Source organism: Geobacillus sp. 46C-IIa (genome assembly GCF_014679505.1).
Classification (GTDB): Bacteria; Bacillota; Bacilli; order Bacillales; family Anoxybacillaceae; genus Geobacillus.
In genome coordinates, this window is sequence record NZ_CP061474.1 from 109,842 (window position 1) to 132,656 (window position 22,815).

A 22,815-nucleotide genomic window follows, 5' to 3' on the forward strand; every position below is an offset into this window, starting at 1 on the left:
TTATTATAGCATAAGAGGCGAAATAGTTGCCACGCCCGCTTCGCCATAGGAACAAAGGCCGTTTTCTTTTTTTCTACCAACTATGGTACAATAAAGGCAACGGCGAGGCCGAATTTGAAAAAAGTAGGTGACGATATGACGGCGGTGTCGCGGAACGCCCTTTGCCCGTGCGGAAGCGGGAAAAAGTACAAGCATTGCTGCGGAAAGGGCGAAGCGGTGTCGATCGATTCGTTGATTGAGCGGGAGTTAGTCGAATGCATGCACGATGTGCTGTTGTTTGCGTCGGAACGGTATGAGGATGAGATTGTTGAAGTGATTGCCGAACGCTCGTTGGAAGATCGGCCGGAAGCGCTCGATTTGGCAGTGAACTTATTTGTGGCCAATTGGGTCATTTTCTGTCGGCCGATCGAGGAAAAAGGAACGACCATTTTTTCCGCTTATATGCGAGATCGGCGCTATGCCCGCTGGCGGCCGGCTGTGCAGGCGCATGTAGCACGGTGGGAGGGGACGGTTCCGTCATTTGATGAGATCATTCATTTCGATGAGCATCGGCGACACCTGCTTGTCCGCGATATTTTAACCGGAAAAGAAAAACACGTCTACTTGTTGGCGACGGAAGAATGGCCGGAAATGGAAAAAGGCGATGTGCTGCTCGGATGTCTTGTGCCGTACAAAGAGGAGTTTACGTATTTTTCCACAGTGTTTCCGGTGGTGAAACGAAGCAAAGAGCGGCTCGTTCAGGCGTTGCAAGCTGCACAGGAACGAAGCGGGAAAACGGGGGACGAGTTTTTGCGCAACTCTTTCCCGCTCGCGCTGGATGCGGCGATCAGCGAATTTTTATGGCAGCTGCTTGATGAGGCGGAATGGGACGACCCAGAAGAAGAGGCGGTCATTCTTGAACTGAAGCGGCACGAAGCGGATGCATCTGCATTGCTTCTTAGCCAGGCGACCATCTTTTGGCGCATGTATTGCGCGCGCGAAGCGATCGATATCGACAATCCTGCCGTATATGCGGCGGCGCTCCGCTTTTTTGCCGGACAGATGATCGAAGAGGATCGCATCAGCGAGGGAGAGGCCGCGAGACGGTATGGGGTGTCGGTGGAAGACGTTGAATCGACTGCGATGGAGTTTCTTTTATTCGGCCTCGAAACGCTCGACGAGGAGGACGACGGGGATGAGGAATGGTCTAATGACGGCGGATGGGACGATGACGCCGATTGGCTGGATGTAGCCATCGACGAATGGCTGGACAAGGTGGAACAATTGCTTCACTGCCACGGTTGGGATACAGATAAAGTGAACCGGCTGATCGACGAGGCGATCAACAAGTGGAAAAAGGACGGATTGCTTCAAGGGGTTAATGAAGAGAAGTTGCGTGAAGAACTCGAGAACTGCGTCTATGAGATGTTTGTCGAGCGCGGGTTTTTCTAAGGGATTTTGTGATTTCGTCTTAAGCGGGCGATCAAGGGAAACATTTTCGTGATGCATCTTAGTGTTCACCGCCGCCAAAACGGTTGAGCGGAGGAAAACGACTGTGTTTCATCGGTTTTCGAAAAGGCTCATAATTTCATGAACAACGCGGTGCAAACAGTAACATTGACAAAATCGAAAAGGTATAAGCGAGGATGAAGTCTCTTTTCCTCGCTTTTTCGCCTTTATGGAGAAGGCCGGTGAAAAACATCGCTTTCCCGTCATGCACGGGGTTTTTCAAGGAAGAAAAGATGAGGCTGTTCAACGCTTCTCTATATTGAGGAGTTGCGATTTGGTACGGCGTTCTGTCTACATCATTAACCTTTTAGACTAACTTTTGTATAATTGTAGTTTGTTCTGGCGAATATGATGATGCAACACGTAAAGGAGGAGTGACATGTCGATCGGACGAAATGACCCGTGTCCGTGCGGGAGCGGCAAAAAATATAAAAAATGTTGCATGAACAAAGTGAGGGAAGAAGAGACGAAACGGGCACGGCAACATCGTTTTTTTGAGCAGAAATACGAACTGTCGCAACGGGTGCGCCGCTTTTTGGACGAGGCGTTGCCATACGCCGAACAAGTGGCGGCAAAGCACGCGTTCCATCAGGCGATTTGGCGAAAGAAACAGGGGGAGAGGCTTGAGCCGCTCGAAACGCTTTGGTATTTGTTCGTTCATCGTTTTCCAAACGGGATGCGCGGCATTGAGTGGTTTCAACGCGAAAAAGGGCGTCATCTGACGTTGGAGCTGAAGCAAATGCTCGATCGGTGGGTTCGGCTCGTCCCGCGCCTTGTTCAGTTTGTCGACCGGAATGACAGTGGAGTGACAGCGGTCGATCGATGGACGGGCGAAACGCTGTTTCTGCCATTTAGCGAAACGATGCCGAACGTCGTGCCGTGGGGCGGCATGTTTGCGTTTCTCGAACCGTTTGATGACGGTTATTATATTCAGGGGGCTGCCTCCATCATTGGACCGGACGGAGTAAGGAAAGCCGAAGAACAACTCCGCGCACTCCTTCAAGAGACGGACATGCCGTACGAAGAGCTGGCGTTTTGCTATTTTCTTGATATCGTCGATGCGGGCCATAGTGCCTCTTCACGATCCGAGCGTGAGACGGAATCGGTGGAACAGTGGACGATCGTTTATGATGTGCCCGATGCGCGAAGCGCTCTCCGCCAACTCGAACAGCACGGAATGGGGATCATTGACGAAGAAACCGGCGAAGCGATCAAAGGTTCGCTGCGCGGCCTGACGTATGAATATAGCGATGAGCTTGCTTCCGGACCGATTTATCTCGACGAGCTGGTAGGCTTTTTAGAAGGAAAAGGGCGGACGGTGACATTATCTTCCTTCGACGTGAACGCCGAACGGGTGCTGACGGAAGCGCTTGAGGCCATCGGCATGCCAGCGCAGGTGGTGTTGCGGTCGGTGAAGACGCACGTTGTGCCAAAAGGAGTAAAGCTGCTCTCGTACCATGTCGAGTTGCCGCCGGGTGAGCCGCCATATATGGCGTTAGTCGCCAACAGTGCGATGATGTTGGAGCAGATGCTGCATGTGCCGCATGAGGAATGGCAGGGACGGTCCATTCATGAGTTGGCGATGGACGGAGAGTTGGAAGAAGTCGAGCAATGGCTGCGTACGTATGAGTATCATACGTTCGCACGCCTCTGGCAAGAAGGCTGTCCGGTGACGGTCGATACGAACAGCGTCCGTTCCCGCTACGGACTGCCGCTCTCGCCATTTGTGACGCCGGAAGCTGTACGGAAAACCCATATCCGCGTGTTTCAACGGCTCGATGATGGGGAGTATTTTGTCATGCCGGCGGAATGGGAAGCACGCTTTTTCGGTGCCGATTTAATCCGATTTTACCAAGAAAAAACGGAAGGCAGGTCAGAAGCGACGGAAGCAAAATACCGCCTCGGTGTCACGACGGTCGGCCATTATTTGCAGACGACGCCGCTGTCATCGTGGGACGAGCTGGAAGCGCGCCATTGGCAGCAATGCTTCGCTTTTCACTACCTCATGTTTTCTCCGGATGTGAGCGTGAATCAGGCGAAACAAGTGTTAAGCGCCGTTCAGGCGTTCGCGAAATGGCTCGATGGCCGCTACGGGACAAGCCATGCCCCGGTTGTGCGTCAACTCGTTGCGGAATTGAGCGAGCCGTTGTTGAACGCGGTCCGTCTTCTCCGATTGTATCACCGGTCTGGCTTGCCGACGGTGGTTGCTGACATCATTTGGAAAAAGATGGTGAAAAACAAAGAGGAGTACCGGACAGGGACGTTCCGGGTGGCGAACGTCAGCCGGGGGGAAGCAATCATCGACTGGCTGGAAACGGGCGAGCAGTTCCGCTGGCGCCTGCCGCCATCGGTAAAATCGTATGTGGAACCTGGCATGTACTTGGAAGCCGCCTTCAACAAAGATGGCACGCTGGTGGCCGTTCAGCGTGTGTACCCGCCGCAGGCCGCTCCGTATATCGAAGCGTTCGTCCAGTTTGACCGGTCATTCACTGCGACATCAAGGTGAGGGAGGATGTCTCATTGCGAGGCATCCTTTTTTCTTTGAAAATCACACGTCAGTGAGCAATGGTTTTCATGCTGGGGTGGGGAGGAGCATTTCTTCATGGATGTTTTCCGTGAAAATCCCGCGCTGGTGAATGGTGATGTTCATCCTCGGGTGGAGGGCAAAACGTTGCCCATGGATCTTTTCCGTGAAAATCCCGTCGGCAAACGGTGATGTTCATTCCCGGGTGGAGGGCAGATCGCGCTGCCGATGGAACTTTTCCGTGAAAATCCCACGCCGGTGAGCGGTGATGTTCATCCTTGGCTGGAGGGCAAAACGTTGCCATGGATCTTTTCTATGAAAACGACGCGCATCTTGCGCGGCCATTTCCACGCCTATGGAGGCAACCGTTTGCTGATCGAGCTTTGCCGTCAAGATGTGCATACCTTGGACTGCCATTCTCATGTTTGGATGGAGCGGGAAGTGCATGGGGCGTTCTTAGTTGTGTTACTAGTCGGCTAGGAGAGGCTGGAAGAACACCAAGAGAGTGTTCACCGTTATATGGAAATGCTTGCGTTTTTTGTTGACGGCTGTCGCACTAGGGGGCATTGTGCGGAAATGAGGCGTCCGTTGTCGGTGGATCGCCTGTGCGGGCGCGTTCTGTCGAGCGGTTTTCCCAGCTGACAGACAGGAAATCCGCTTCGGTGCACGAACCATATAGTAGAATGAGAGACAGCTGGGAGGGAAGGTAGATGAGGCGGGGAAGATGGCTCGCCGCATTGGTTGGTTTATGTTGTTTGGCTGCGGCTGCCTGGCCGGCGGGGGTAAAAGGGGAAAATGAAAAAACAGAACGGTTGGCGGTTGTGACGGCTGATCGGGTGAACGTCCGTCAAGGGCCGGGCGTGCCGTACCGTCCATTGGCGAACGTGCACCGCGGCGAGACGTACCGTTTGATCGATAAGAAAGACGGCTGGGTGAAAGTCGAATGGAAGCCAAATCGCACCGGATGGCTCGCCGCAGCGTATGCCGCTCCTGTGCGGGGAATGGAAATCGTGCAAGAAGACCGGCTTCGTCTCCGGCAAGAGCCGGGGTTAGATGGACGCGTGATCGGCCATTTGAAGCAAGGGGATCAAGTCGCTGTCATTAAAGAAGAGGGAGAGTGGAAACAAGTGGTGACGGACGATGCCGTCGGCTGGGTGGCGTCGGCGTATTTGGCGGCCGCTGAATCCTCGGTCGGCTCGCGGCGAGAGGGAATCGTGACGGCCGATTCGCTGAACGTGCGGAACGCACCGTCGTTGGACGCGGAGCGGGTCGGGCGGCTGTTGCGCGGTGAGCGCGTCGAGATCGTCGAAGCAAAACGAGGCTGGTATCAAATCGTTGCCCGTTCCGGCCTAAATGGTTGGGTGGCGGCAGAGTACGTCGAAATGAAACGTGGACAGGACGTCGGGAATGAGAAAAAAGCAGTGGCCGCATCGAGTTTACCCGCTGCCGTGGCTCTCGCTTCCATTCAAGGAAACGGACCGCGCCGATATGTGAACGAATGGACGCGCGGACCCATTCAGGCGCTCGCCGGAAAAACGATCGTGCTTGACGCCGGCCATGGCGGCAAAGACGGCGGAGCGCAAAGCGTCAATGGCGTAACAGAAAAAACGTTGACGATGGAAACAGCTGAGCGGCTGAAAGAAAAGTTCGAAGCATACGGAGCGCGTGTTGTATTGACGCGCGCCGGTGATGATTATGTGCCGCTGTCGGCGCGCGTGGCCGCCGCCCGCTTGTACCAGGCGGATGCGTTTATTAGCTTGCACTACGACAGCGCGGCGGACCGAGACGCGTCCGGCGTCACCGTCTACTACTATGACCGGTTGGCTGATTACGGCTTGGCGCAATCGTTCCAAGGGCCGTTCTCGCAGCTTTCGGCCTTGCCGTTTCGTGGCCTCGCGTTTGGCGACTATTACGTGCTGAGGGAAAACGAACGGCCGTCCGTGTTGCTTGAGCTCGGTTATTTAAGCAATCGGTCGGATGCTGCGGTCGTGGCGACAAATGGCTATCAAGAAGCGGTGACGACGGCCATCGTGAACGCCGTGCGCCATTATTTCCAATAGCAATCTTTTTTTTTCAAAAATGGACAATGGAACTACTGCGACATGACAAAAAGCGTCTCGGATTTTCGGGGCGCTTTTTGTCGTCTCGTCTTGTTTGCATAACCGCTGACTGATCGCAGAGGGTCATCAGCTTTTCGGAGCGTTCGCCTGAGGGCGGCAGGGATGAAAGGGCGGAAGAGGGTTGACACAATAGTGTAAAAAGTATAATATTTATAAAGGATTAGGATAATAATAATTACCTATTATCCTAATTAGAACTGTTGTTTTGTTATATATCAGAATATTCAATTCATTTTCTTCTAAATATAGAAATGGGGGATACAATGAAGACGAGAGATGTGCTGTTTACCGGACTGATGCTATTTTCCCTCTTTTTCGGCGCGGGGAACTTGATTTTTCCACCATATTTAGGGATGGAAGCAGGAACGGCCGTATGGCCGGCGATTCTTGGATTTATCGTCACCGGCGTTGGGCTGCCGCTGTTGTCCGTCGCGGCGGTGGCGTTCGCAAAAGACGGCATCCGTTCGCTCGGCAACGCCGTTCATCCGCTGTTCAGTTTTTGTTTTTCGCTCGCTGTGTATTTGGCGATCGGTCCATTTTTCGGCATTCCGCGCGCGGCTAGCGTTGCTTATGAAATCGGAGCGAAGCCGTTTTTCCCTGGGAGTGGATCGTTGGCGCTGTGGCTGTTTACCGGTCTCTTTTTCGCCCTTGTGTACTGGCTCAGCTTAAACCCGTCGAAGCTTGTGGATCGGATCGGTCAGCTGTTGACGCCGATGTTGCTGCTTTCGATTGCTGTGCTTTGTATTACCGGTTTAATCCGGCTTGATGACCCTCAGGCGGTGCCGGCTGAGAAGTATGCATCGGCGCCGTTTGTGAAAGGGATGCTCGAAGGGTATTTAACGATGGATACGATTGCAGCCCTTGCCTTTGGCATCGTCGTCATCCATGCGCTTCGCGACCGCGGTGTCGATCGCCCGACGTTGCAGGCAAAGGCGACGATTCAAGCAGGGATGATCGCCGGATTGGGTCTCGCGCTCGTTTATGCTGGCATTGCCATCATCGGCGCTAGAATGGCCGGAGCCGGCTCCTTTGCCAACGGGGCGGAGCTGTTGTCATACGTGTCATCGCTGCTGTTTGGCAACGGCGGGAAGTTGCTGTTGGGCGTGATTGTGGCGCTTGCCTGCTTAACGACGGCAGTTGGTCTTGTCGCCGCTTGTGCACAATATTTTCAAGCGCTCACACCCACCGTTTCGTACCGGACGTATGTCATTGTATTAACCGTATTTAGCTTTTTGATGTCAAACCTCGGCTTAAATGCGTTGATTGCTGTTTCCGTTCCAGTGTTGACGATGCTATATCCGTTAGCGATCGTGCTGGTTGCCTTATCGTTTTTCCACCGTTTTTACCGCGGTTCGGCGAAAGTGTACGGTGTGGCATTGCTCTTTACGGGCGTATTCAGCCTGTATGACGGTTTGAAAACGATCGGGCTGGAAACCGCTTGGTTAGAGCCGCTTCTTTCGTGGGTGCCGCTGTTTTCAGTCGGGCTCGGCTGGGTCGTTCCGGCGTTGATCGGCGCTGCGCTTGGCTTGATGATCGACCGGCCGTCCGCAACAAAACGGAAACATGCGGCGTAAAGGGCTGACCTAAAAGGTCATGTACGCTCGGTCGGGGAATCATATGAATATAAAATCTATCTGAGGTATATATATGGAAGAAGGGGGGTGTCTCATTGCGTTTGGGGCATCCTCCTTTTTTGTGTGGAAAACCGTTTTTTGTTCGAGCAACTTGGCGAAACCCGTGAAAATCGGCAGGCGATTCGATATAATGGGGACAAGCGACGATCGCCGCAATGGATGAATAAAGGTGTGAGGAATCGTGAAGATTGCGATTGCGGGAACGGGATATGTTGGACTTGTGACCGCGGCTTGTCTGGCTGATAAAGGGCATGATGTGACATGCGTCGATGTGAACGAAGAAAAAATTCGCTTATTAAACGAGGGAGTCGTCCCGATTTACGAGCCAGGGCTGGAGCCGCTCATTGAGCGGAACCGCTCCCGCCTTCGCTTTACCAAAGACGATGCGGAAGCGTATCGGAGGGCGGAAGTGATCATGGTCGCGGTCGGCACCCCGCCGCTGCCGGACGGGTCGGTTCGGCTCGATGACGTCTGGGAGGTGTTGCGCCGCATTGCGTTGACGGCAGAGCGCGACTGCCTGGTCGCCATCAAATCGACCGTGCCGGTCGGCACCGGGGACGAAGCGGCTCGTTTTTTGACAGAGCATGCGCGCCATCGCGTGCGGTTTGACGTCGTTTCCAACCCGGAGTTTCTCTCACAAGGAACGGCGGTGCGCGATACGCTGCAGGCGCCGCGCATCGTATTAGGGGTGGATTCGGACCGCGCTGAGCGGGTGATGAAGGAGCTGTACGCCCCGTTTGCGCTTCCGTATGTGGTCACCGACCGAAAAAGCGCGGAGATGATCAAATACGCCGCCAATGTGTTTTTAGCGTTGAAAATTTCGTATATCAACGAAATCGCCAACGTCTGTGAACTGATCGGCGCCGACATTCAGGCGGTCGCCGAAGGAATCGGCATGGACCCGCGCATCGGCCGCCGCTTTTTGCGCGCTGGCGTCGGCTACGGCGGCTCCTGCCTGCCGAAAGATTCGAAGGCGTTGTATGCCCTCGCCGCTTCATATGGCTATTCGCTCAAAACGGTCTGGGCGGCGATGGATGTAAATGAGAAACAAAAATGGAAGCTGCTTGACAAAGCGCGCCCGTATACCAGGGAGTTTCGCAACCGAACCGTCGCAGTGCTCGGCGTGGCATTCAAGCCCGGCACCGACGATGTGCGCGAGTCTCCCGCCTTGGCGAACATCGAACGGCTCATCGCCGAAGGGGCAAACGTGCGCGTCTGGGATCCGGCCGCCTTGGGGCATGTCGCCCGCCGCTTTGGCGATGCCGTCGTTTGTTGCCAGATGATCGAAGAAGCCATTCGCAACGCGGACGTTTGCTTGATTTTCACCGAATGGCCCGCCGTCTTGCAGTTTGACCTTGGCCGCTACAAGGCGCTCATGAACACGCCGCTGGTGGTGGACGGTCGGAATTGCTACGACCCGAAGGCGGCGGAAGCCGCCGGCTTAATCTACGAGTCGGTCGGGCGGCCGGCCGGCTCGGGACTGCGGGCGGAGGATGAGGCCGCTGATGTGCAGCGGCAGGTGTAAGGAATTGAACTAGGAAGGAAACAAGGGCATCAACAAGAGATCGCGGAAGGCAACCTCGACGTGGCGAAGAGAATGCTGGCGAAAGGACGCGATGTCGACGCAATCCGTGAACTGACCGGGCTTCTGGTGGAGAAGATTGAAAAGGTGAAGAGGTAGGCCGGCCCTTCGCTGCTGGTCCAACTGTTGTCGTCGATCCCCAATCGTGCAAAAAACCTGGGGGATCGACGACAATTCGTTTATGCGCTTCAACCTTACAGGCATCAGGGAAGAAGCTTGTTGACAGAATTTTTAAAACGTGTTATTCTGGAGGCGAGAAAAGAACGCAAGGCTTGATATATTAAGATGTTTTTGGGGTTTTTATCGTACCTATGAGGGATTGAAACGAAGCGGAGGATCGCCGTGTTAGTTTTTATCGTACCTATGAGGGATTGAAACATAAGCTCCACAACCGGCATAAACGCGGCGGTGATCTTGTTTTTATCGTACCTATGAGGGATTGCCCCCCTGTTTAACAGTCAAATCACGTGGTACGGGGACAGTTTTATCGGCAACTTATAACGAATCGAACTCTACAGCGCGCTGTTGTTGTCTCTTTTGCGTTGGGTATATTTTATGATCCTAAAACTGGGAAACCCCCACTTCTGATCGGATCAGGGGAATTGTGGAATATGCCGAGAAGGCTTGATTCATAGTCTAGTGCAGGGTGGGTGTTTGCCAAAAATCTCCCGCCTTGAAACGTAAGTGGGGGGCATTCTTGGCGCGTTTTATGAAGGAATGAAACGCATATTTTCCATCTCCATGTACAGGATGCCCCTATCCTATGATGGAAACGAGAAAGAGCGGCTTTTCAAGAGGCTGCTTTTTTGTTTTTGTTGTGAAACGTTTTAAAATTTCAGTCAATTCGTTTATAATTTTATTATCTAGCACTGTTTCTGCTCACAAAATGAGTTCAAAGCAGGGAATGAATTCATGTCTGTTGCTAGGTGGGTATTTGTACGTATTTTGCCGAGGAGGTGCACTCTGCCTGTTTGTCCGCTCCCAAGATGGGGTGAGCCATAGTCCGGCGGAATGGAGCACGAAAGATGATTGCGCAGCGGGAGCGGCGGTCCTTTATCATACTGTATGGCAACTGGCCCAAGGGGAATAGCGAAAAAGACAAGCGAACAGGGGGAGACTATGGATGACAAAGGAAGAAATCAAACGACTCGTTGATGAGGTGAAAGCGGACGTCATCGCCTGGCGCCGCCATCTGCACGCTCATCCTGAATTGTCATTTCAAGAGGAGAAAACGGCGCAGTTTGTGTACGAGACGCTGCAATCGTTCGGTCACCTTGAGCTTTCGCGGCCGACGAAAACGAGCGTGATGGCGCGGCTTATTGGCAAGCAGCCGGGCCGGGCCGTCGCCATTCGCGCTGATATGGACGCGCTGCCGATTCAAGAGGAAAACACGTTTGAATTTGCCTCCAAAAACCCAGGCGTCATGCATGCGTGCGGCCATGACGGCCATACGGCGATGCTTTTAGGGACGGCGAAAATTTTCTCCCAGTTGCGCGATGACATTCGCGGTGAAATCCGCTTTTTGTTCCAACACGCGGAAGAACTGTTCCCGGGTGGGGCGGAAGAGATGGTGCAGGCGGGCGTCATGGACGGGGTCGATGTCGTCATCGGCACACACCTTTGGTCGCCGTTGGAGCGCGGAAAAGTCGGCATTGTGTACGGACCGATGATGGCCGCACCGGACCGCTTTTTCATTCGCATTATCGGCAAAGGCGGCCACGGCGCCATGCCTCATCAAACGATCGATGCCATCGCCATCGGGGCGCAAGTCGTGACGAACTTGCAGCACATCGTCTCCCGCTACGTCGACCCGCTCGAGCCGTTGGTTGTCTCGGTGACGCAATTTGTGGCAGGAACAGCGCATAACGTCCTCCCTGGGGAGGTCGAAATTCAAGGGACGGTGCGCACGTTTGACGACACGTTGCGGCGCACGGTGCCGCAATGGATGGAGCGCATTGTCAAAGGCATTACCGAAGCGCACGGCGCCTCGTATGAGTTTCAATTTGACTACGGCTACCGCCCGGTCATCAACTACGATGAAGTGACCCGCGTCATTGAAGAAACGGCGCGCGAACTGTTGGGCGAGGAAGCTGTCGCCCATCTGAAACCGAACATGGGCGGCGAAGATTTCTCCGCCTTCTTGCAAAAAGCGCCAGGCAGCTTCTTTTACGTCGGCGCTCGAAACGAAGAAAAGGGGATCGTCTATCCACATCACCACCCGCGCTTCACGATTGACGAAGACGCGCTTGAGATCGGCGTGCAGCTGTTTGTCGGGGCAACGTTGAAACTGCTGGCGGAAGCGGGATAACCGGTTCCGCCTTTTGCCCATTAGGAAGTGAGGCTGATGTTTTGGTGAACCCCTACGATTCGACTTTGCTATCTGAATGAGATTAGAGGAAAGGGCTAGGCGATTTTGACGATTTTTGTGATCGTTGCTGGGTCAGAGTGTTGGCTGTAAAGGTGATGAACAAAGTCGCCATCAAGCGTGGCAAAGTAGTCATAATGGTGGTAGGTTGCGATGGCATAGTGCAAAGCATCATATGCTTCGAGTTGCAAAAGCCGCATTTGAGCCAAGGCTAAATCTTGAATATTAGCATCTATCAATGTAGATAGACGCTTGTCCAAAATTTTCATTTAAAACTTCTTGATAGGTCATGACAAACGACATAGGAAACTACCTTCCTTGTTTGTATATGTCTACTAATTTCTTTCCAAATGGCGCAGGCTTGGCCAGTTTTTTTCGTAATTCAGCAAAAGAAAGGTTCTTGTCCGGCCGATTGTTCATATTTTGAGAACAAGACAATGACACGTTCATTCTCTCTAAAGCAGAGGGCATGCGAATCACCCCACTTCGCCTTCTTTCTAAAAATTATAGTACTGGCTCGAAAGAATGTACAGATTTTTCTTTTACTACTATACCCTCGTTGATTCTAACATAAACAGAAAAAAATTTACTTTTAAGGAAGGGCTCAACTGGATGAAGGAAATTTTTTAAACAGAGAAGGCTCCTTCTTTAGACTCAAACGTGGACGATTTTCAAACAACCGTCGTTTTCCGCCGCTCTAAAAAAGAAATGGAAACATATCGCCATCCTTGTTATGATGGTAAAGGATTTCGCAGACAAGGCGCCTGCTTTCGTTGGTTCGCTTTGTCGGCAACAAGGTGGTGGGCAGGTGAAAATGATGAGAGATCTTCTCTCCCGCTGGCTCCCCGTCGTGCTTTGGTGTCTCGCCATTTACACGTTTAGCGAGTCTTCGTGGTTCACCGGAGCGAATACCGCTCACGTCTTGCAAGTGATTCTCTCGTATTGGCCGTTTGGCGGCGGGGAGGAGGAAGGTCCTTCGTTCTTGAACTTCCTCATTCGCAAAGCGGCGCATTTGACCGAATTCGGCATTTTGGCTGTGTTGGTCTGGCGGGCGCTGTTCCCAAGGAAGGTGGCGTATATCGGCGCTTGGCTGTTTGCGACCGCTTATGCGGCGACCGATGAATGGCATCAATCGTTTGAGCCGGGGCGGACGGCGACGCCGAAAGATGTGGCGATCGACTCGTGCGGGGCGCTGATCGCGTTGGTGATCGTCTTTGTTTGCCGCCGTTGGCGGAAGGCAAGGCATCGTTCGCTCCAGCGCGGCGTATGATATGATAACAAACTCTCCCAACGTATAGCTCGAGGGGAAAAAGGAAAGAATGGCAAATAACTAGTTTCAAAGAAAAGGGAGAGACGGCCATGGTCGCGTTTATCGCCGGAATGTTTGTCGGTTCGTTTGTGATGCTTGTCATCATGAGCATGATGGCGGCGGCCAAACAGGCGGATGAAGCGAGCGAGCGCTGGAAAAAGGAATAGCGAACAACACTCCTTGCGGCGGGCAAGGAGTGTTTTGTATGATGGAAAAAAGTCCTGAGTTTGCCAAGATGTATTTTTGGCTGGGAGCGCGCGTGGTATAATACAAATGCACGGTTTACGCAGGGTGGGCAGTGGCGACTCCCTTGATGAAAGGGGGTGCTGCTGGATTGATGACTGTTGCGGAGGCGTTGTCCTTAATGATTTCTTTTGCGTCGCTTGTCGTGGCAGTCATTGCGGTGTCCAAAGAGAAGTAACCCACCCTGCTCGGCCCAGGTGAGGGTGGGTTGCTTCTGCTCGTTTCCGGGCCACTGCACTTCTTGCAGCAGCCGTGCGTGTCGATCAGGACATTGGTGGCTGCCAATGTCCTGCTTTTATCGTATGGTTTTTTCACCCTTATTATAACCGTAGGCGGGGAAAATCACAATATGGCTTTAGAAAAGCGGCGATGCACGGCAATCGGCTGCTTTCGTTCTATACATAAGGAGGAAAGAATATGGCCCAACCGTCCATTGTAGTGATTGGCAGCATCAATATGGATATCGTTACTGTCGCCGCTCGCTTTCCGAATCAAGGGGAAACGATTCTCGGCGAGCGGTTTCTCACCACTCCCGGCGGCAAGGGAGCGAACCAGGCGGTGGCGGCCGCCCGCCTTGGCGCCGATGTGCGAATGATCGGCGCGGTTGGGGAGGATGTGTTTGGGAAGGAGCTCCTTCGCTCGCTGCAAAGCGAAGGGATTTCTGTTGATGATGTGAAACCGATTACACATCAGCATACCGGCATTGCCGCGATTACTATTTCGGAACAGGACAACCGCATTATTGTCGTTCCTGGGGCGAATTATGCGCTTGCGCCCGAAGATCTCGACCAATGTGAATCCGTGATCGCCGAAAGTGATGTGTGCGTAGTGCAGCTCGAAATTCCGCTTTCCGTTGTCGAACGGGCCGTTTCGTTGGCTCATCGCCACGGTGTGCGTGTCATTGTTAACCCAGCTCCAGCGCAGCCGCTGCCGCCGTCAGTGCTCAAGAAGGCGAGTTTCTTGACACCCAATGAACATGAACGAACGATTTTGTTTGACAAGATGGACGAAGAAGCGTTTGCCGATAAGCTGATTGTCACCGAAGGGGCGAAAGGGGTGCGCATTTGGCAAGACGGACAAGAACGGCTCATTCCAAGTTTTCAAGTCCCAGTCGTGGATACGACGGGTGCGGGCGATACGTTTAACGGTGCGCTCGCCGTTGCGCTGGCGGAAGGGAAGCCGCTTGAGGAAGCGTGTCGGTTTGCCAATGCGGCCGCGGCGCTATCGGTCACCAAGCTCGGTGCGCAGGCCGGGATGCCGACACGGGAGGATGTCGAATCATTTTTGGCCAAACAGGAAGGAAGTCAATGAAGACGTGATTCAGCAGAAGGTCGATGTGCTGTTGGTCAACCCGACGGACTCTAGCATCGTGGCTTCTGCGATCGAATCGGCGAACAGCGCCAACATCCTAGTGATTACCGTTGACCACAGCGCGGACGGCAGGAAAGTGGTCACCCATATCGCCTCCGACAATGTGGCTGGGGGGAATGGCAGCTCAATTTCTTGTCGATCACCTAAAAAAAGGCGGAAACGCTGGTTCCAAATAATATGGAATTTGATCCGCGGTGCTAGTTGAGCTCTGACGCTCAACTAGCACTATGGACGATTGGTTTCTAGAAAACAATCACCGCAAAGAAAAGCGATGAGATTCCAAATAGGGATGTGTTCATCCTCCCTGCTCATGGCGGCCGGCTTTCATCAAGAAAGACGATATACTGCTTCTCACGGTCGATTGCGGCGTCCATCTAAGTTCATAACGAAGCGCTTCTTGGTTCATACTAAAGGAAAAGTTCGCAAAAGAAAGGGACCCGCCATGCTTCGTGAACTCGATTGGATGACGTATATCATGATGATTTTGGCCAGCTACCGGTTTACTCATTTGATCGTGTTTGACAAAATTACCGAGTTTCTGCGCGATCCGTTTATGAAGAAAGAAAAAGTCAAAAGTGAGGACGGGCATACAGAAATCAAGAAAGTGCCGGCCTCCAAATTTGGCTACTTGTTGAATTGTTATTGGTGCGCGGGGGTGTGGAGCGCGATTTTGATCGCGCTTGGCTATTTTTTTATTCCGACCATCGCTATGCCGCTGATTTTCATTTTTTCAATTGCGGGGGCGCAGGCGATTTTGGAGACGTTTGTCGGGGTCGGAACGAAGGCGATCGACCTTCTGTCAGCGGCGAAAAAGCGGATGGACTAAAGCGTGTTGGCGGCAGAGGGCAGGGAACATTTGCGGGCGTGCGGCGGAGCGGCACGCTCGTTTTTTTGCTTTGGTAGGTATATCGTTGTTGACTTATATAAGCACTTAATTATATACTGATTGATAGAAGCGATCGTTGGTCGGCATGACCGTTTTCGTGGTGTGTGCTCGTTTTTATATAAGCAAATCATTATATAATGATGAACGGAGGAGGTTATATGCCGCAACTCGCGATGGAGATGGAAGCGGCAGCCCGGGTATTGAAGCTGCTTGGTGATCCGACGCGGCTGACGATTTTGGCGATTTTGAACAAGCGGGAGTGCTGTGTGTGCGAGCTGCTGGAGGTGTTTTCGACCAGCCAGCCGGCGATCAGTCAGCATTTGCGTAAGTTAAAAGATGCCGGGCTGATCCAAGAAGAGCGGAGAGGGCAATGGGTGTATTATTCGCTCCGGCCGCAAAGCGAATATGCCCCGTTGCTGCAGGCGGTGTTGTCATACGTTCCTGATCAAGAGGAAAACATTCGCAAAATCGAGACAGCAAATCCTGCGGCCCGCTGCGGGTGCTGATGTTGAATGATGAGGTGAATGATGGTGGATGGTTGCGAACCGAAACGATTGTCGTTTTTAGACCGCTTTTTAACGGTATGGATTTTTCTCGCGATGGCGGTCGGGATCGGAGTCGGAATTTGGGCTCCTGGGCTGGTGGATGGATTGAACCGCCTGCAAGTCGGTACGACCTCGATTCCGATTGCGATCGGCTTGATGTTGATGATGTATCCGCCGCTGGCGAAAGTGCGCTACGAGGAAATGGGGCGCGTGTTCAAAGATGTGAAGGTGCTCATGTTGTCCCTCGTGCAAAACTGGGTGATCGGCCCGCTGCTTATGTTCATATTGGCGGCCGCCTTTTTGCCTGACAAGCCAGAGTATATGATTGGCTTGATTTTAATCGGTCTTGCCCGCTGCATCGCCATGGTCATCGTCTGGAACGACTTGGCGCGCGGCGACACAGAGTACGCAGCAGGACTTGTCGCCTTCAATTCCCTGTTTCAAGTGTTGTTTTTCTCGCTGTATGCGTATGTGTTTGTGACAGTCATTCCGGAATGGTTCGGGCTTGAAGGGGCTATTGTTGAGATCACGATGGCGGAAGTGGCGAAATCGGTGTTTATTTATTTGGGCATTCCGTTTCTCGCCGGCATGGCGACAAGGTTTATGCTTGTGAAAGTGAAAGGCCGGTCATGGTATGACATGGTGTTTGTGCCGAAAATCAGCCCGCTGACGCTTGTTGCGCTTTTGTTTACAATCATCGTGATGTTTTCGCTCAAAGGCGATATGATCGTCAGTTTGCCGTTTGATGTTGTGCGCGTTGCGATTCCGTTGCTGCTTTATTTTGTCATCATGTTTTTTGTGTCGTTCTTTTTGGCGAAAAAATTCGGCGCTGACTATCCGGTGTCGACGACGCTGGCGTTTACAGCAGGAAGCAATAACTTTGAGTTGGCCATCGCCGTCGCCGTTGGGGTATTTGGCATTCATTCGGGCGCGGCGTTTGCGGCGGTGATCGGCCCGCTCATTGAAGTGCCGGTGATGCTCGCGCTTGTCAACGTCGCCTTGGCGTTTCAGCGAAAGTATTTTTCCTCTGCTGCTCCAACATCAAAATAAAGGTGGGAACCAACGATGAAGAAAAAAATCATTTATTTCTTGTGCACCGGAAACTCATGCCGCAGTCAAATGGCGGAAGGCTGGGCGAAACAACTATTAGGCGATGAATGGGACGTGTACAGCGCCGGGATTGAAGCGCACGGACTCAATCCGAATGCGGTCAAGGTGATGAAGGAAGCCGGCATCGATATTTCGAAGCAAACGTCTGATGTCATCGACCCGGACTTGTTGAACCGCGCCGATTTGGTCGTGACGCTGTGCGGCCATGCGGCCGACCATTGCCCCGTCACCCCGCCGCACGTGAAGCGCGTCCATTGGGGATTCGACGATCCGGCGAAGGCGGAAGGGACGGAAGAGGAGAAACTCGCGGTGTTCCGCCGCGTCCGCGATGAAATTGGCGAGCGCCTCCGCCGATTTGCCGAGACGGGGGAATAGGGACGGCGCGGCAAGGCGCAAAGAGCGGGGAAACTGTCTTGCATAGGGTGCGCGGCAGCTGCTCATCGAAGTGCGGACGGAAACGGGGGAAGTGGCTGGGCGGACGAAAATCGCTCGGCGTGAAAAAGATGGTGAAAAGCCATCTTGCCGATCCGTCGAACGTTTTAACAGATGAAATGGGCACACCGATGAAGGCGGTGCCACATCAGGTCACTGGGGGAGAAACCGAATGGAGTTATTTCATCAGTTAGCTCGCCGAAACATAAAAATCCGCAAACAATCCGGTTTCGGGGAGCAATTGCGACAACGGTGGGAAAGGGTGTTTGCCGGCCATTTGACTGCGGAAGAAAAACAACACATCCACCTTCATAATCGGAGTGGAGTCAACGGCTACTTATGGCACGTGTTCAGCTATGAAATGAGAGACTGTTTAACGGAAACAGAAGCGGAAATGGCGTTTGATCAAGAAGAGAAAACGTGCTGCTACCTTTTCTTTCAACATGGCGACGATGCGCTCACCGTGGAGGATGCTTCCGGCTTGAAAGCGGCTGATCTGGCCGCGGAAAACGACAAGATCGATCTATACGTGGTGGACAGCGAGTTCAACTGGACGTTTGTCATCACGCATGAAAACGGATGGCTTGGTCCGTATTTTAGCAGAAGATGACAGTCGCGGCAGCCCGGCTCCCGGTTTCTTTGTTCGTTTTGGTGTCTTCACGTTAATGGCTTAAGAGAATGGAATGAGACAGAAAGAAAACGAGTTCCAACCGAGCCTCAGGCAGACTAGGTTGGAACCTTTTTTGCTTATCGCTGATCGGCCGGGAACACGATGCCGGTTTGTCTTCGCGCTTCGTCCATGATTTCCATCGTCCAAAGTGAATGGCGGTGCGAGTTGATGGCCGATTCGCGTTCTCCGTTTTCGATCAAACGGATAAACTCTTCCGCCTCGTAATACATCGGCGGTTTGTCTTGCGGGACGGCGATGTCCTCGACGCGCCCGTCGCGGTAGCGGATTTCCACTTTGGCTGGTGTATGAATGGCGTCGATGATCATGCTTCCGTCTTCGCCTTGGATTTCTGAAGGCAAGTGCGAGTTCGTGATTTTGGAATAAAAGACGACCGCGTCCATGTCCCCGTAATCCAACACGATCGAACCCTCGCCATCAACGCCGGATGCGAGCTTCACGCTTTGCGCCTTCACGCTGCGGGGCTTGCCGAACAAAACGACCATCGGGTACAGGCAGTAGACGCCAAGGTCCATGAGCGCCCCGTTCGAGAAAGCGGGGTTGAAGGCGTTCAGCACCGTTCCTTGCTTATAAGCGTCATAGCGCGATGAATATTGGCAGTAGTTCGCCACGTAGCGGCGGATGCGGCCCAGTTTCGGCAAGTGCTCGCGGATGGTTGCGAAGTTGGGCATGAGCGTTGACTTCATCGCTTCCATCAGAACAACGCCGTTTCGTTCCGCCGCTGCGATCATGGCTTTGACTTCTTTCGCATTGGAGGCGAGCGGTTTTTCGCATAAGACGTGTTTGCCGTGATTCATGAGCAAGATCGCCTGCTCGGCATGAAGTGCGTTCGGGCTGGCGATATAGACGGCATCAATGTCGTCGCTTTCGGCCAGCTCGTGCAAGTCCGTGAACGTGCGCGGCGCCCCGACCTTGTCGGCAAACCCCTTCGCTGTCTCATCCGTCCGTGAGTAGACGGCGGCGAGTTCAAAGGAATCGACGAGCCGCGCGGTTTCGATAAAGGCTTCTGTAATCCAGTTTGTCCCGATTGTCGCAAATCGAACCATGATCCTTCTCCTTTCATTCTCGTCGTCCTTCATTTTAGCATAATTTATTGAGCGAATATGGGTTTCTGTGTGCCGGATCGGATCACTACCTTGTCAAAAGGATGGGGTGAAAAGGGCGGGAAAAGAAGAAAAACAATTATGATCACTATTCCAGCATATATATCGCATTCGAGATGGGTTTTAATTTTACAATTTATTCCAAAAAAAGAGTTGGCGTTGGATTTTTTTCTTTTATGATTATTTCGGAAATTGGGTTTGTGCACTAAACATCATTTGGTGAAGAGCTAATTTCTTAAACGAAGTGGTAGGTTATTAGGTCCCTGATGCATCTTCGGACCAAAGAGCGAATATAATATCTTAGTAACTATTCACCCCAATAGTAGTATGTAAAGAAGCGCAACACAAATAGGGCATCCTCGTGATAGAAAATGCCCTAAGTGGTAGAAAGAACACGATCGAGCGTGTGTCCCGTCAACAGAAGACATAACGAGTCCCACACGTTTTTTTCGTGTTTCGTCAGTGTGGAAACGATGCTTCTTGTGATGCAAAACGACTGGGCGAATGTTTCTTCGCGAAACGTACCCGAAATGTTCTCTTTAACTTTGACCATGCGAAGATCGCGTTCAGCTTGGTTGTTGTCAAAGGGAACATGGGCTTCACACAAAAAGCGCAGCGCTTCTTCCTTTCGTTTCTGAAGCCGTCGAACAAAAGCGAGTGCTTTTTTCGGAAGAGGCGTCGTCGTTTCTAATCGGTGCTGTGCTTTCGCTAGGATGCGATCATACACTCGTTCCCATCGTTTCGCTTCTTTTTCGGAAAGTGCACCGTGATGAGCTTCGACTGCCTGTTTGGCGGCTAACAGAAACGTGGTCATGCGCGATGCCCATGTATGCCCTTGTTCGATGAAACCCTTCAATTCACGCAAATGATGGGCGTGACAAAGGGCATGGGGGGCTTGCGTGTATTTTGGATACGTACCGAACCCATCATGCATCATCGTCCCTCGATATCGGGGAAGAATCCCGATGTCATCGGTCGCTTTCTTTCCACGAGAAGCGTGAGAAGCCAAGTACGTATATTTCGATGTACAGGCGACAGGCACCCATGCGAGTTTCCCATCAATGCGCAAACTCGTTTCATCGACATGCAGGATGTTGGATTCAAGTAAGGCGTCTTCGATCATGTCCATATTGGATTCCAGCGCTTCGCGTCCTCGTTTCACCATATTGGCAAGGGTTCCTGTACTGATTGAGTGTTGATATAATGCTTCGATCGTATCACTCAAACGTTTGTAAGGGATCAATTGGATATGGTGCAAATATACAGCGAGCGCCGTGAGCCGTGGACCATATTGCACATGATTCATGACATGTGGTGGAAACTCCGCTTGTTGAACACATCGGCAATGTGGGCAGGATTTCACTTCACGCTCATGTTGTGTCACTTCGATCGTCACGGGAGGAAGATCGAACACTTGACGGACATCGACTTTGAACGGTTTGACTTCACACAAAGAAGCCCCACATCCTTGACACGTGTTCACACGATGAACGATGCGATGATGTGGACGTTCCACTTGACGGAGCGTCGTTCCTTGATGTCCTTCTTGTCCTCCTGGCTTGTTGCCAGATGGCTTGCGAGAAGAATGGGTGTGAAAACGGTCAGAAGATGGGGGCAAATGGCTATTGGAGCTGTTTGTTTTCGTGCGTGCTTCCAACTCTTGAACGCGATACTTGAGTTGTTCATTTTCTTTGCGCAGCTGTTTGTTTTCTGTCAATAGTTGCTCAATGACTTGTTGTTGGTGAGTAATGAGCTGCTTTTGTTGTTGGACTTTGCCGATGAAGCTCTCAACTGTAAATACAGCTTGTTGTACCGTCAACATGCGATTCACCTCCTTGTCTATAGTATTCACATCATAGACAGAAAAAGCAAAAACTATTCAGCTCACTTTATGATGTGGCTGAATAGTTACAAAAACATATATGGTCGGAGTTTTTTTGTGTCATTCTAAGTGCAGCAAAAAATGCGGCGAAGCTAGGAAAATTCAGTGTTCGGCTATACCCCATTAAACATATCCACGGCTGGGTAGTTACAATTGGGCCACCCTACGCTTTACCCGATTGTGTCTATGACCAGAATTAAGCTCCGCTCATATGGATGACCTCGCAAAACGCAAGGGGATGGATAATTCGTCCACTCCTTTAAAGGTCAAGAAAAACAGGAGTTTTTAAACCGTACGCAAATTGTGGATGGTTCAAAAAAACGCAAATCTGCTCAAAGTTGAGCCCCCTCCGTTCGTCAGCTGCACCAACATCAATTTGATTTAGGTTTCATTTGAACGTTACTATTAAACGTTACTCAACGTAACCATTAGAGGCAACGAATAAGGTTAGTAGGTGACATAATTTCGTGCAGCCCTCCTATGTTTTCGGCTACAAATGGCTTATTTTCAACGTTACTATTGAACGTAACGAAATTAAGGAACATTACCACTCCACGTTACTAATAAACGTTACTATTGAACGCAACAAAAAAATGGTGAGGTTATTTCAAAACTTACCCTTTTTACCCCTTTCTTTGTATGTCTGTATGTATGTTGTTTGGGTTGGCATAATCTCGTGCAGTTCTCTTTATGTTCACGAAAGGAGACTGTCAGGCAGACTATTGATGACGTCGTGGTCCGCTAGGTCATCATGTGATGGAGTGTGACACAAGGTGTCACTCCCTTACTCAAATGCGTCACCGTCATTCTTTTTTATGCGTCCAAAAATTCCAGAATTGAAGGATAAAACATAATGGGGTAAACAAACTTTACCGCATGTTTTATTACTCTTTTTTTCTCAAAATTGAAAAATACCCCGTTTTTTATCCCTGAACAAAAAAACGGCCGCTAAAATTGGCGCATAACGCATTTTAAACAGCGGGGTAATGGTTTTATATCCCCCTTAACTTAAAACGCCTCTACAGGTCTGTTAAGCGTCTTAAAATCGATGTGGTTGTTTTTTTGGGGGATTGGCACCGAATTTTAAATGATTAATTCAGATTTCTTTCATAGCCATTACCTTTGATAAATATAATCTATGGCGAATGTCCATTCACGAGGGGGATCCGTATGGAGAGCAAATTTACAATTTCTGAAGCTCGGGAAATTCGCGAGAGACTGGACGAAATTCAATTCTTAGCAACTAAATACCGTTCCGACAACAGTGAACTTTTTGATATCATTGACCACTTGGCACGTGTGGGCGGCATGTTTGCGGATGTGAAAGTACAGGAATTAGAAGGTTACGTACAAACAGCTGATCCTCAAGATTACATTTTAAAAAAGTTATCCATCGCTTACCGTTTAATGAAGCGGTATGATGAAAAGTCGGAAAAAGTTCTATAAAAGCGGTAAAGGAGCCGATCGTATGGCTCTTTTTTATGTTCTCAATCATTCCACATAACATAAGATATGTTGCATTCAACGATATCC

21 protein-coding genes and 2 pseudogenes are annotated in these 22,815 nt (G+C 51.5%); 20 read left to right on the plus strand and 3 right to left on the minus strand.

The genetic code is table 11. From position 1 onward, the window contains the following. Positions 1–114: 114 nt before the first annotated feature. The 8 genes and pseudogenes from IC803_RS00510 (at position 115) to IC803_RS00545 (ending at position 11,656) form a co-directional block, all read left to right on the plus strand. Positions 115–1,431 (plus strand): SEC-C domain-containing protein, encoded by a 1,317-nt coding sequence (locus IC803_RS00510; protein ID WP_223812005.1) that lies wholly within the window; start codon positions 115–117, stop codon positions 1,429–1,431. A gap of 436 nt (positions 1,432–1,867) precedes the next feature. Further along, entirely contained in the window at positions 1,868–3,994 is a 2,127-nt protein-coding gene (locus IC803_RS00515) for a YecA family protein (RefSeq protein WP_081210454.1), read from the plus strand. Between the two features lie 315 nt (positions 3,995–4,309). Beyond that, entirely contained in the window at positions 4,310–4,492 is a 183-nt protein-coding gene (locus IC803_RS00520) for a hypothetical protein (protein WP_143421102.1), read from the plus strand. A gap of 230 nt (positions 4,493–4,722) precedes the next feature. Then, the gene (locus tag IC803_RS00525) at positions 4,723–6,072 is read left to right on the plus strand and encodes an N-acetylmuramoyl-L-alanine amidase family protein (RefSeq protein WP_081210458.1); all 1,350 of its coding nucleotides are present in this window, start codon (positions 4,723–4,725) and stop codon (positions 6,070–6,072) included. Positions 6,073–6,395: 323 nt separating this feature from the next. Then, positions 6,396–7,706: a branched-chain amino acid transport system II carrier protein gene (gene brnQ, locus IC803_RS00530; RefSeq protein ID WP_081210460.1), complete on the plus strand. Its 1,311-nt coding sequence runs from the start codon at positions 6,396–6,398 to the stop codon at positions 7,704–7,706. Between the two features lie 241 nt (positions 7,707–7,947). Further along, positions 7,948–9,291: a UDP-glucose dehydrogenase family protein gene (locus IC803_RS00535; protein WP_081210462.1), complete on the plus strand. Its 1,344-nt coding sequence runs from the start codon at positions 7,948–7,950 to the stop codon at positions 9,289–9,291. 1,024 nt (positions 9,292–10,315) lie between these two features. Beyond that, a pseudogene (locus tag IC803_RS00540) lies at positions 10,316–10,438 on the plus strand (Zn-dependent hydrolase); the annotation flags it as partial. Between the two features lie 33 nt (positions 10,439–10,471). After that, on the plus strand, positions 10,472–11,656 hold the full coding sequence (locus IC803_RS00545) for a M20 family metallopeptidase (protein ID WP_081210466.1): 1,185 nt from the start codon (positions 10,472–10,474) through the stop codon (positions 11,654–11,656). Positions 11,657–11,751: 95 nt separating this feature from the next. Here IC803_RS00545 and IC803_RS00550 read toward each other — a convergent pair whose 3' ends face one another. Further along, entirely contained in the window at positions 11,752–11,982 is a 231-nt protein-coding gene (locus IC803_RS00550) for a PIN domain-containing protein (RefSeq protein WP_081210468.1), read from the minus strand. Positions 11,983–12,530: 548 nt separating this feature from the next. Between IC803_RS00550 and IC803_RS00555 the strand changes: the two genes are divergently transcribed. From IC803_RS00555 to IC803_RS00600, 11 genes and pseudogenes are all read left to right on the plus strand, one after another. After that, entirely contained in the window at positions 12,531–12,983 is a 453-nt protein-coding gene (locus IC803_RS00555; protein ID WP_081210488.1) for a VanZ family protein, read from the plus strand. 89 nt (positions 12,984–13,072) lie between these two features. Next, positions 13,073–13,189 (plus strand): DUF3789 domain-containing protein, encoded by a 117-nt coding sequence (locus IC803_RS00560; protein WP_143421103.1) that lies wholly within the window; start codon positions 13,073–13,075, stop codon positions 13,187–13,189. Positions 13,190–13,386: 197 nt separating this feature from the next. Further along, positions 13,387–13,443: a hypothetical protein gene (locus IC803_RS18025; RefSeq protein ID WP_233134483.1), complete on the plus strand. Its 57-nt coding sequence runs from the start codon at positions 13,387–13,389 to the stop codon at positions 13,441–13,443. A 239-nt stretch (positions 13,444–13,682) separates the two neighbouring features. Further along, the gene (gene rbsK / locus IC803_RS00565; protein ID WP_081210470.1) at positions 13,683–14,576 is read left to right on the plus strand and encodes a ribokinase; all 894 of its coding nucleotides are present in this window, start codon (positions 13,683–13,685) and stop codon (positions 14,574–14,576) included. After that, positions 14,563–14,797: pseudogene (locus IC803_RS00570) on the plus strand (substrate-binding domain-containing protein); the annotation flags it as partial. The gene rbsK and the pseudogene IC803_RS00570, both read left to right, overlap by 14 nt. Before the next feature lie 281 nt (positions 14,798–15,078). Next, positions 15,079–15,462 (plus strand): DUF1360 domain-containing protein, encoded by a 384-nt coding sequence (locus IC803_RS00575; protein ID WP_081210472.1) that lies wholly within the window; start codon positions 15,079–15,081, stop codon positions 15,460–15,462. A gap of 218 nt (positions 15,463–15,680) precedes the next feature. After that, complete coding sequence (locus IC803_RS00580) at positions 15,681–16,028, plus strand: ArsR/SmtB family transcription factor (protein WP_081210474.1); 348 nt, start codon at positions 15,681–15,683, stop codon at positions 16,026–16,028. Between the two features lie 21 nt (positions 16,029–16,049). Continuing rightward, entirely contained in the window at positions 16,050–17,117 is a 1,068-nt protein-coding gene (gene arsB / locus IC803_RS00585) for an ACR3 family arsenite efflux transporter (protein ID WP_190304240.1), read from the plus strand. Between the two features lie 15 nt (positions 17,118–17,132). Next, entirely contained in the window at positions 17,133–17,552 is a 420-nt protein-coding gene (arsC, locus tag IC803_RS00590; protein ID WP_081210476.1) for an arsenate reductase (thioredoxin), read from the plus strand. 47 nt (positions 17,553–17,599) lie between these two features. Then, positions 17,600–17,803 (plus strand): hypothetical protein, encoded by a 204-nt coding sequence (locus IC803_RS00595; RefSeq protein WP_081210478.1) that lies wholly within the window; start codon positions 17,600–17,602, stop codon positions 17,801–17,803. Then, positions 17,782–18,219, plus strand: a complete 438-nt coding sequence (locus IC803_RS00600; RefSeq protein ID WP_081210480.1) for a DUF4275 family protein — start codon at positions 17,782–17,784, stop codon at positions 18,217–18,219. The genes IC803_RS00595 and IC803_RS00600 overlap by 22 nt, the downstream gene beginning before the upstream one ends. A 137-nt stretch (positions 18,220–18,356) precedes the next feature. Here the strand turns inward: IC803_RS00600 and IC803_RS00605 are convergent, their stop codons facing one another. Both IC803_RS00605 and IC803_RS00610 read right to left on the minus strand, forming a co-directional pair. Beyond that, the gene (locus tag IC803_RS00605; RefSeq protein ID WP_081210482.1) at positions 18,357–19,343 is read right to left on the minus strand and encodes a Gfo/Idh/MocA family protein; all 987 of its coding nucleotides are present in this window, start codon (positions 19,341–19,343) and stop codon (positions 18,357–18,359) included. A 433-nt stretch (positions 19,344–19,776) separates the two neighbouring features. Further along, positions 19,777–21,222: an IS66 family transposase gene (locus tag IC803_RS00610; protein WP_081210484.1), complete on the minus strand. Its 1,446-nt coding sequence runs from the start codon at positions 21,220–21,222 to the stop codon at positions 19,777–19,779. Between the two features lie 1,230 nt (positions 21,223–22,452). Here IC803_RS00610 and IC803_RS00615 point away from each other — a divergent pair. After that, entirely contained in the window at positions 22,453–22,728 is a 276-nt protein-coding gene (locus IC803_RS00615; RefSeq protein ID WP_081210486.1) for a hypothetical protein, read from the plus strand. The last annotated feature ends 87 nt before the right edge of the window (positions 22,729–22,815 follow it).

Excerpts from the sequence above, each read along its gene's own strand:
- IC803_RS00580 (WP_081210474.1), top strand. The coding sequence starts at position 15,681 with ATGCCGCAACTCGCGATGGAGATGGAAGCGGCAGCCCGGGTATTGAAG.
- arsB (WP_190304240.1), top strand. The coding sequence starts at position 16,050 with ATGGTGGATGGTTGCGAACCGAAACGATTGTCGTTTTTAGACCGCTTT.
- IC803_RS00610 (WP_081210484.1), bottom strand. The coding sequence starts at position 21,222 with ATGTTGACGGTACAACAAGCTGTATTTACAGTTGAGAGCTTCATCGGC.
- IC803_RS00560 (WP_143421103.1), top strand. The coding sequence starts at position 13,073 with ATGGTCGCGTTTATCGCCGGAATGTTTGTCGGTTCGTTTGTGATGCTT.
- IC803_RS00555 (WP_081210488.1), top strand. The coding sequence starts at position 12,531 with ATGAGAGATCTTCTCTCCCGCTGGCTCCCCGTCGTGCTTTGGTGTCTC.
- IC803_RS00515 (WP_081210454.1), top strand. The coding sequence starts at position 1,868 with ATGTCGATCGGACGAAATGACCCGTGTCCGTGCGGGAGCGGCAAAAAA.
- IC803_RS00600 (WP_081210480.1), top strand. The coding sequence starts at position 17,782 with ATGGAGTTATTTCATCAGTTAGCTCGCCGAAACATAAAAATCCGCAAA.
- IC803_RS00615 (WP_081210486.1), top strand. The coding sequence starts at position 22,453 with ATGGAGAGCAAATTTACAATTTCTGAAGCTCGGGAAATTCGCGAGAGA.
- IC803_RS00550 (WP_081210468.1), bottom strand. The coding sequence starts at position 11,982 with ATGAAAATTTTGGACAAGCGTCTATCTACATTGATAGATGCTAATATT.
- brnQ (WP_081210460.1), top strand. The coding sequence starts at position 6,396 with ATGAAGACGAGAGATGTGCTGTTTACCGGACTGATGCTATTTTCCCTC.
- IC803_RS00605 (WP_081210482.1), bottom strand. The coding sequence starts at position 19,343 with ATGGTTCGATTTGCGACAATCGGGACAAACTGGATTACAGAAGCCTTT.
- rbsK (WP_081210470.1), top strand. The coding sequence starts at position 13,683 with ATGGCCCAACCGTCCATTGTAGTGATTGGCAGCATCAATATGGATATC.
- IC803_RS00525 (WP_081210458.1), top strand. The coding sequence starts at position 4,723 with ATGAGGCGGGGAAGATGGCTCGCCGCATTGGTTGGTTTATGTTGTTTG.
- IC803_RS00575 (WP_081210472.1), top strand. The coding sequence starts at position 15,079 with ATGCTTCGTGAACTCGATTGGATGACGTATATCATGATGATTTTGGCC.
- arsC (WP_081210476.1), top strand. The coding sequence starts at position 17,133 with ATGAAGAAAAAAATCATTTATTTCTTGTGCACCGGAAACTCATGCCGC.
- IC803_RS00545 (WP_081210466.1), top strand. The coding sequence starts at position 10,472 with ATGACAAAGGAAGAAATCAAACGACTCGTTGATGAGGTGAAAGCGGAC.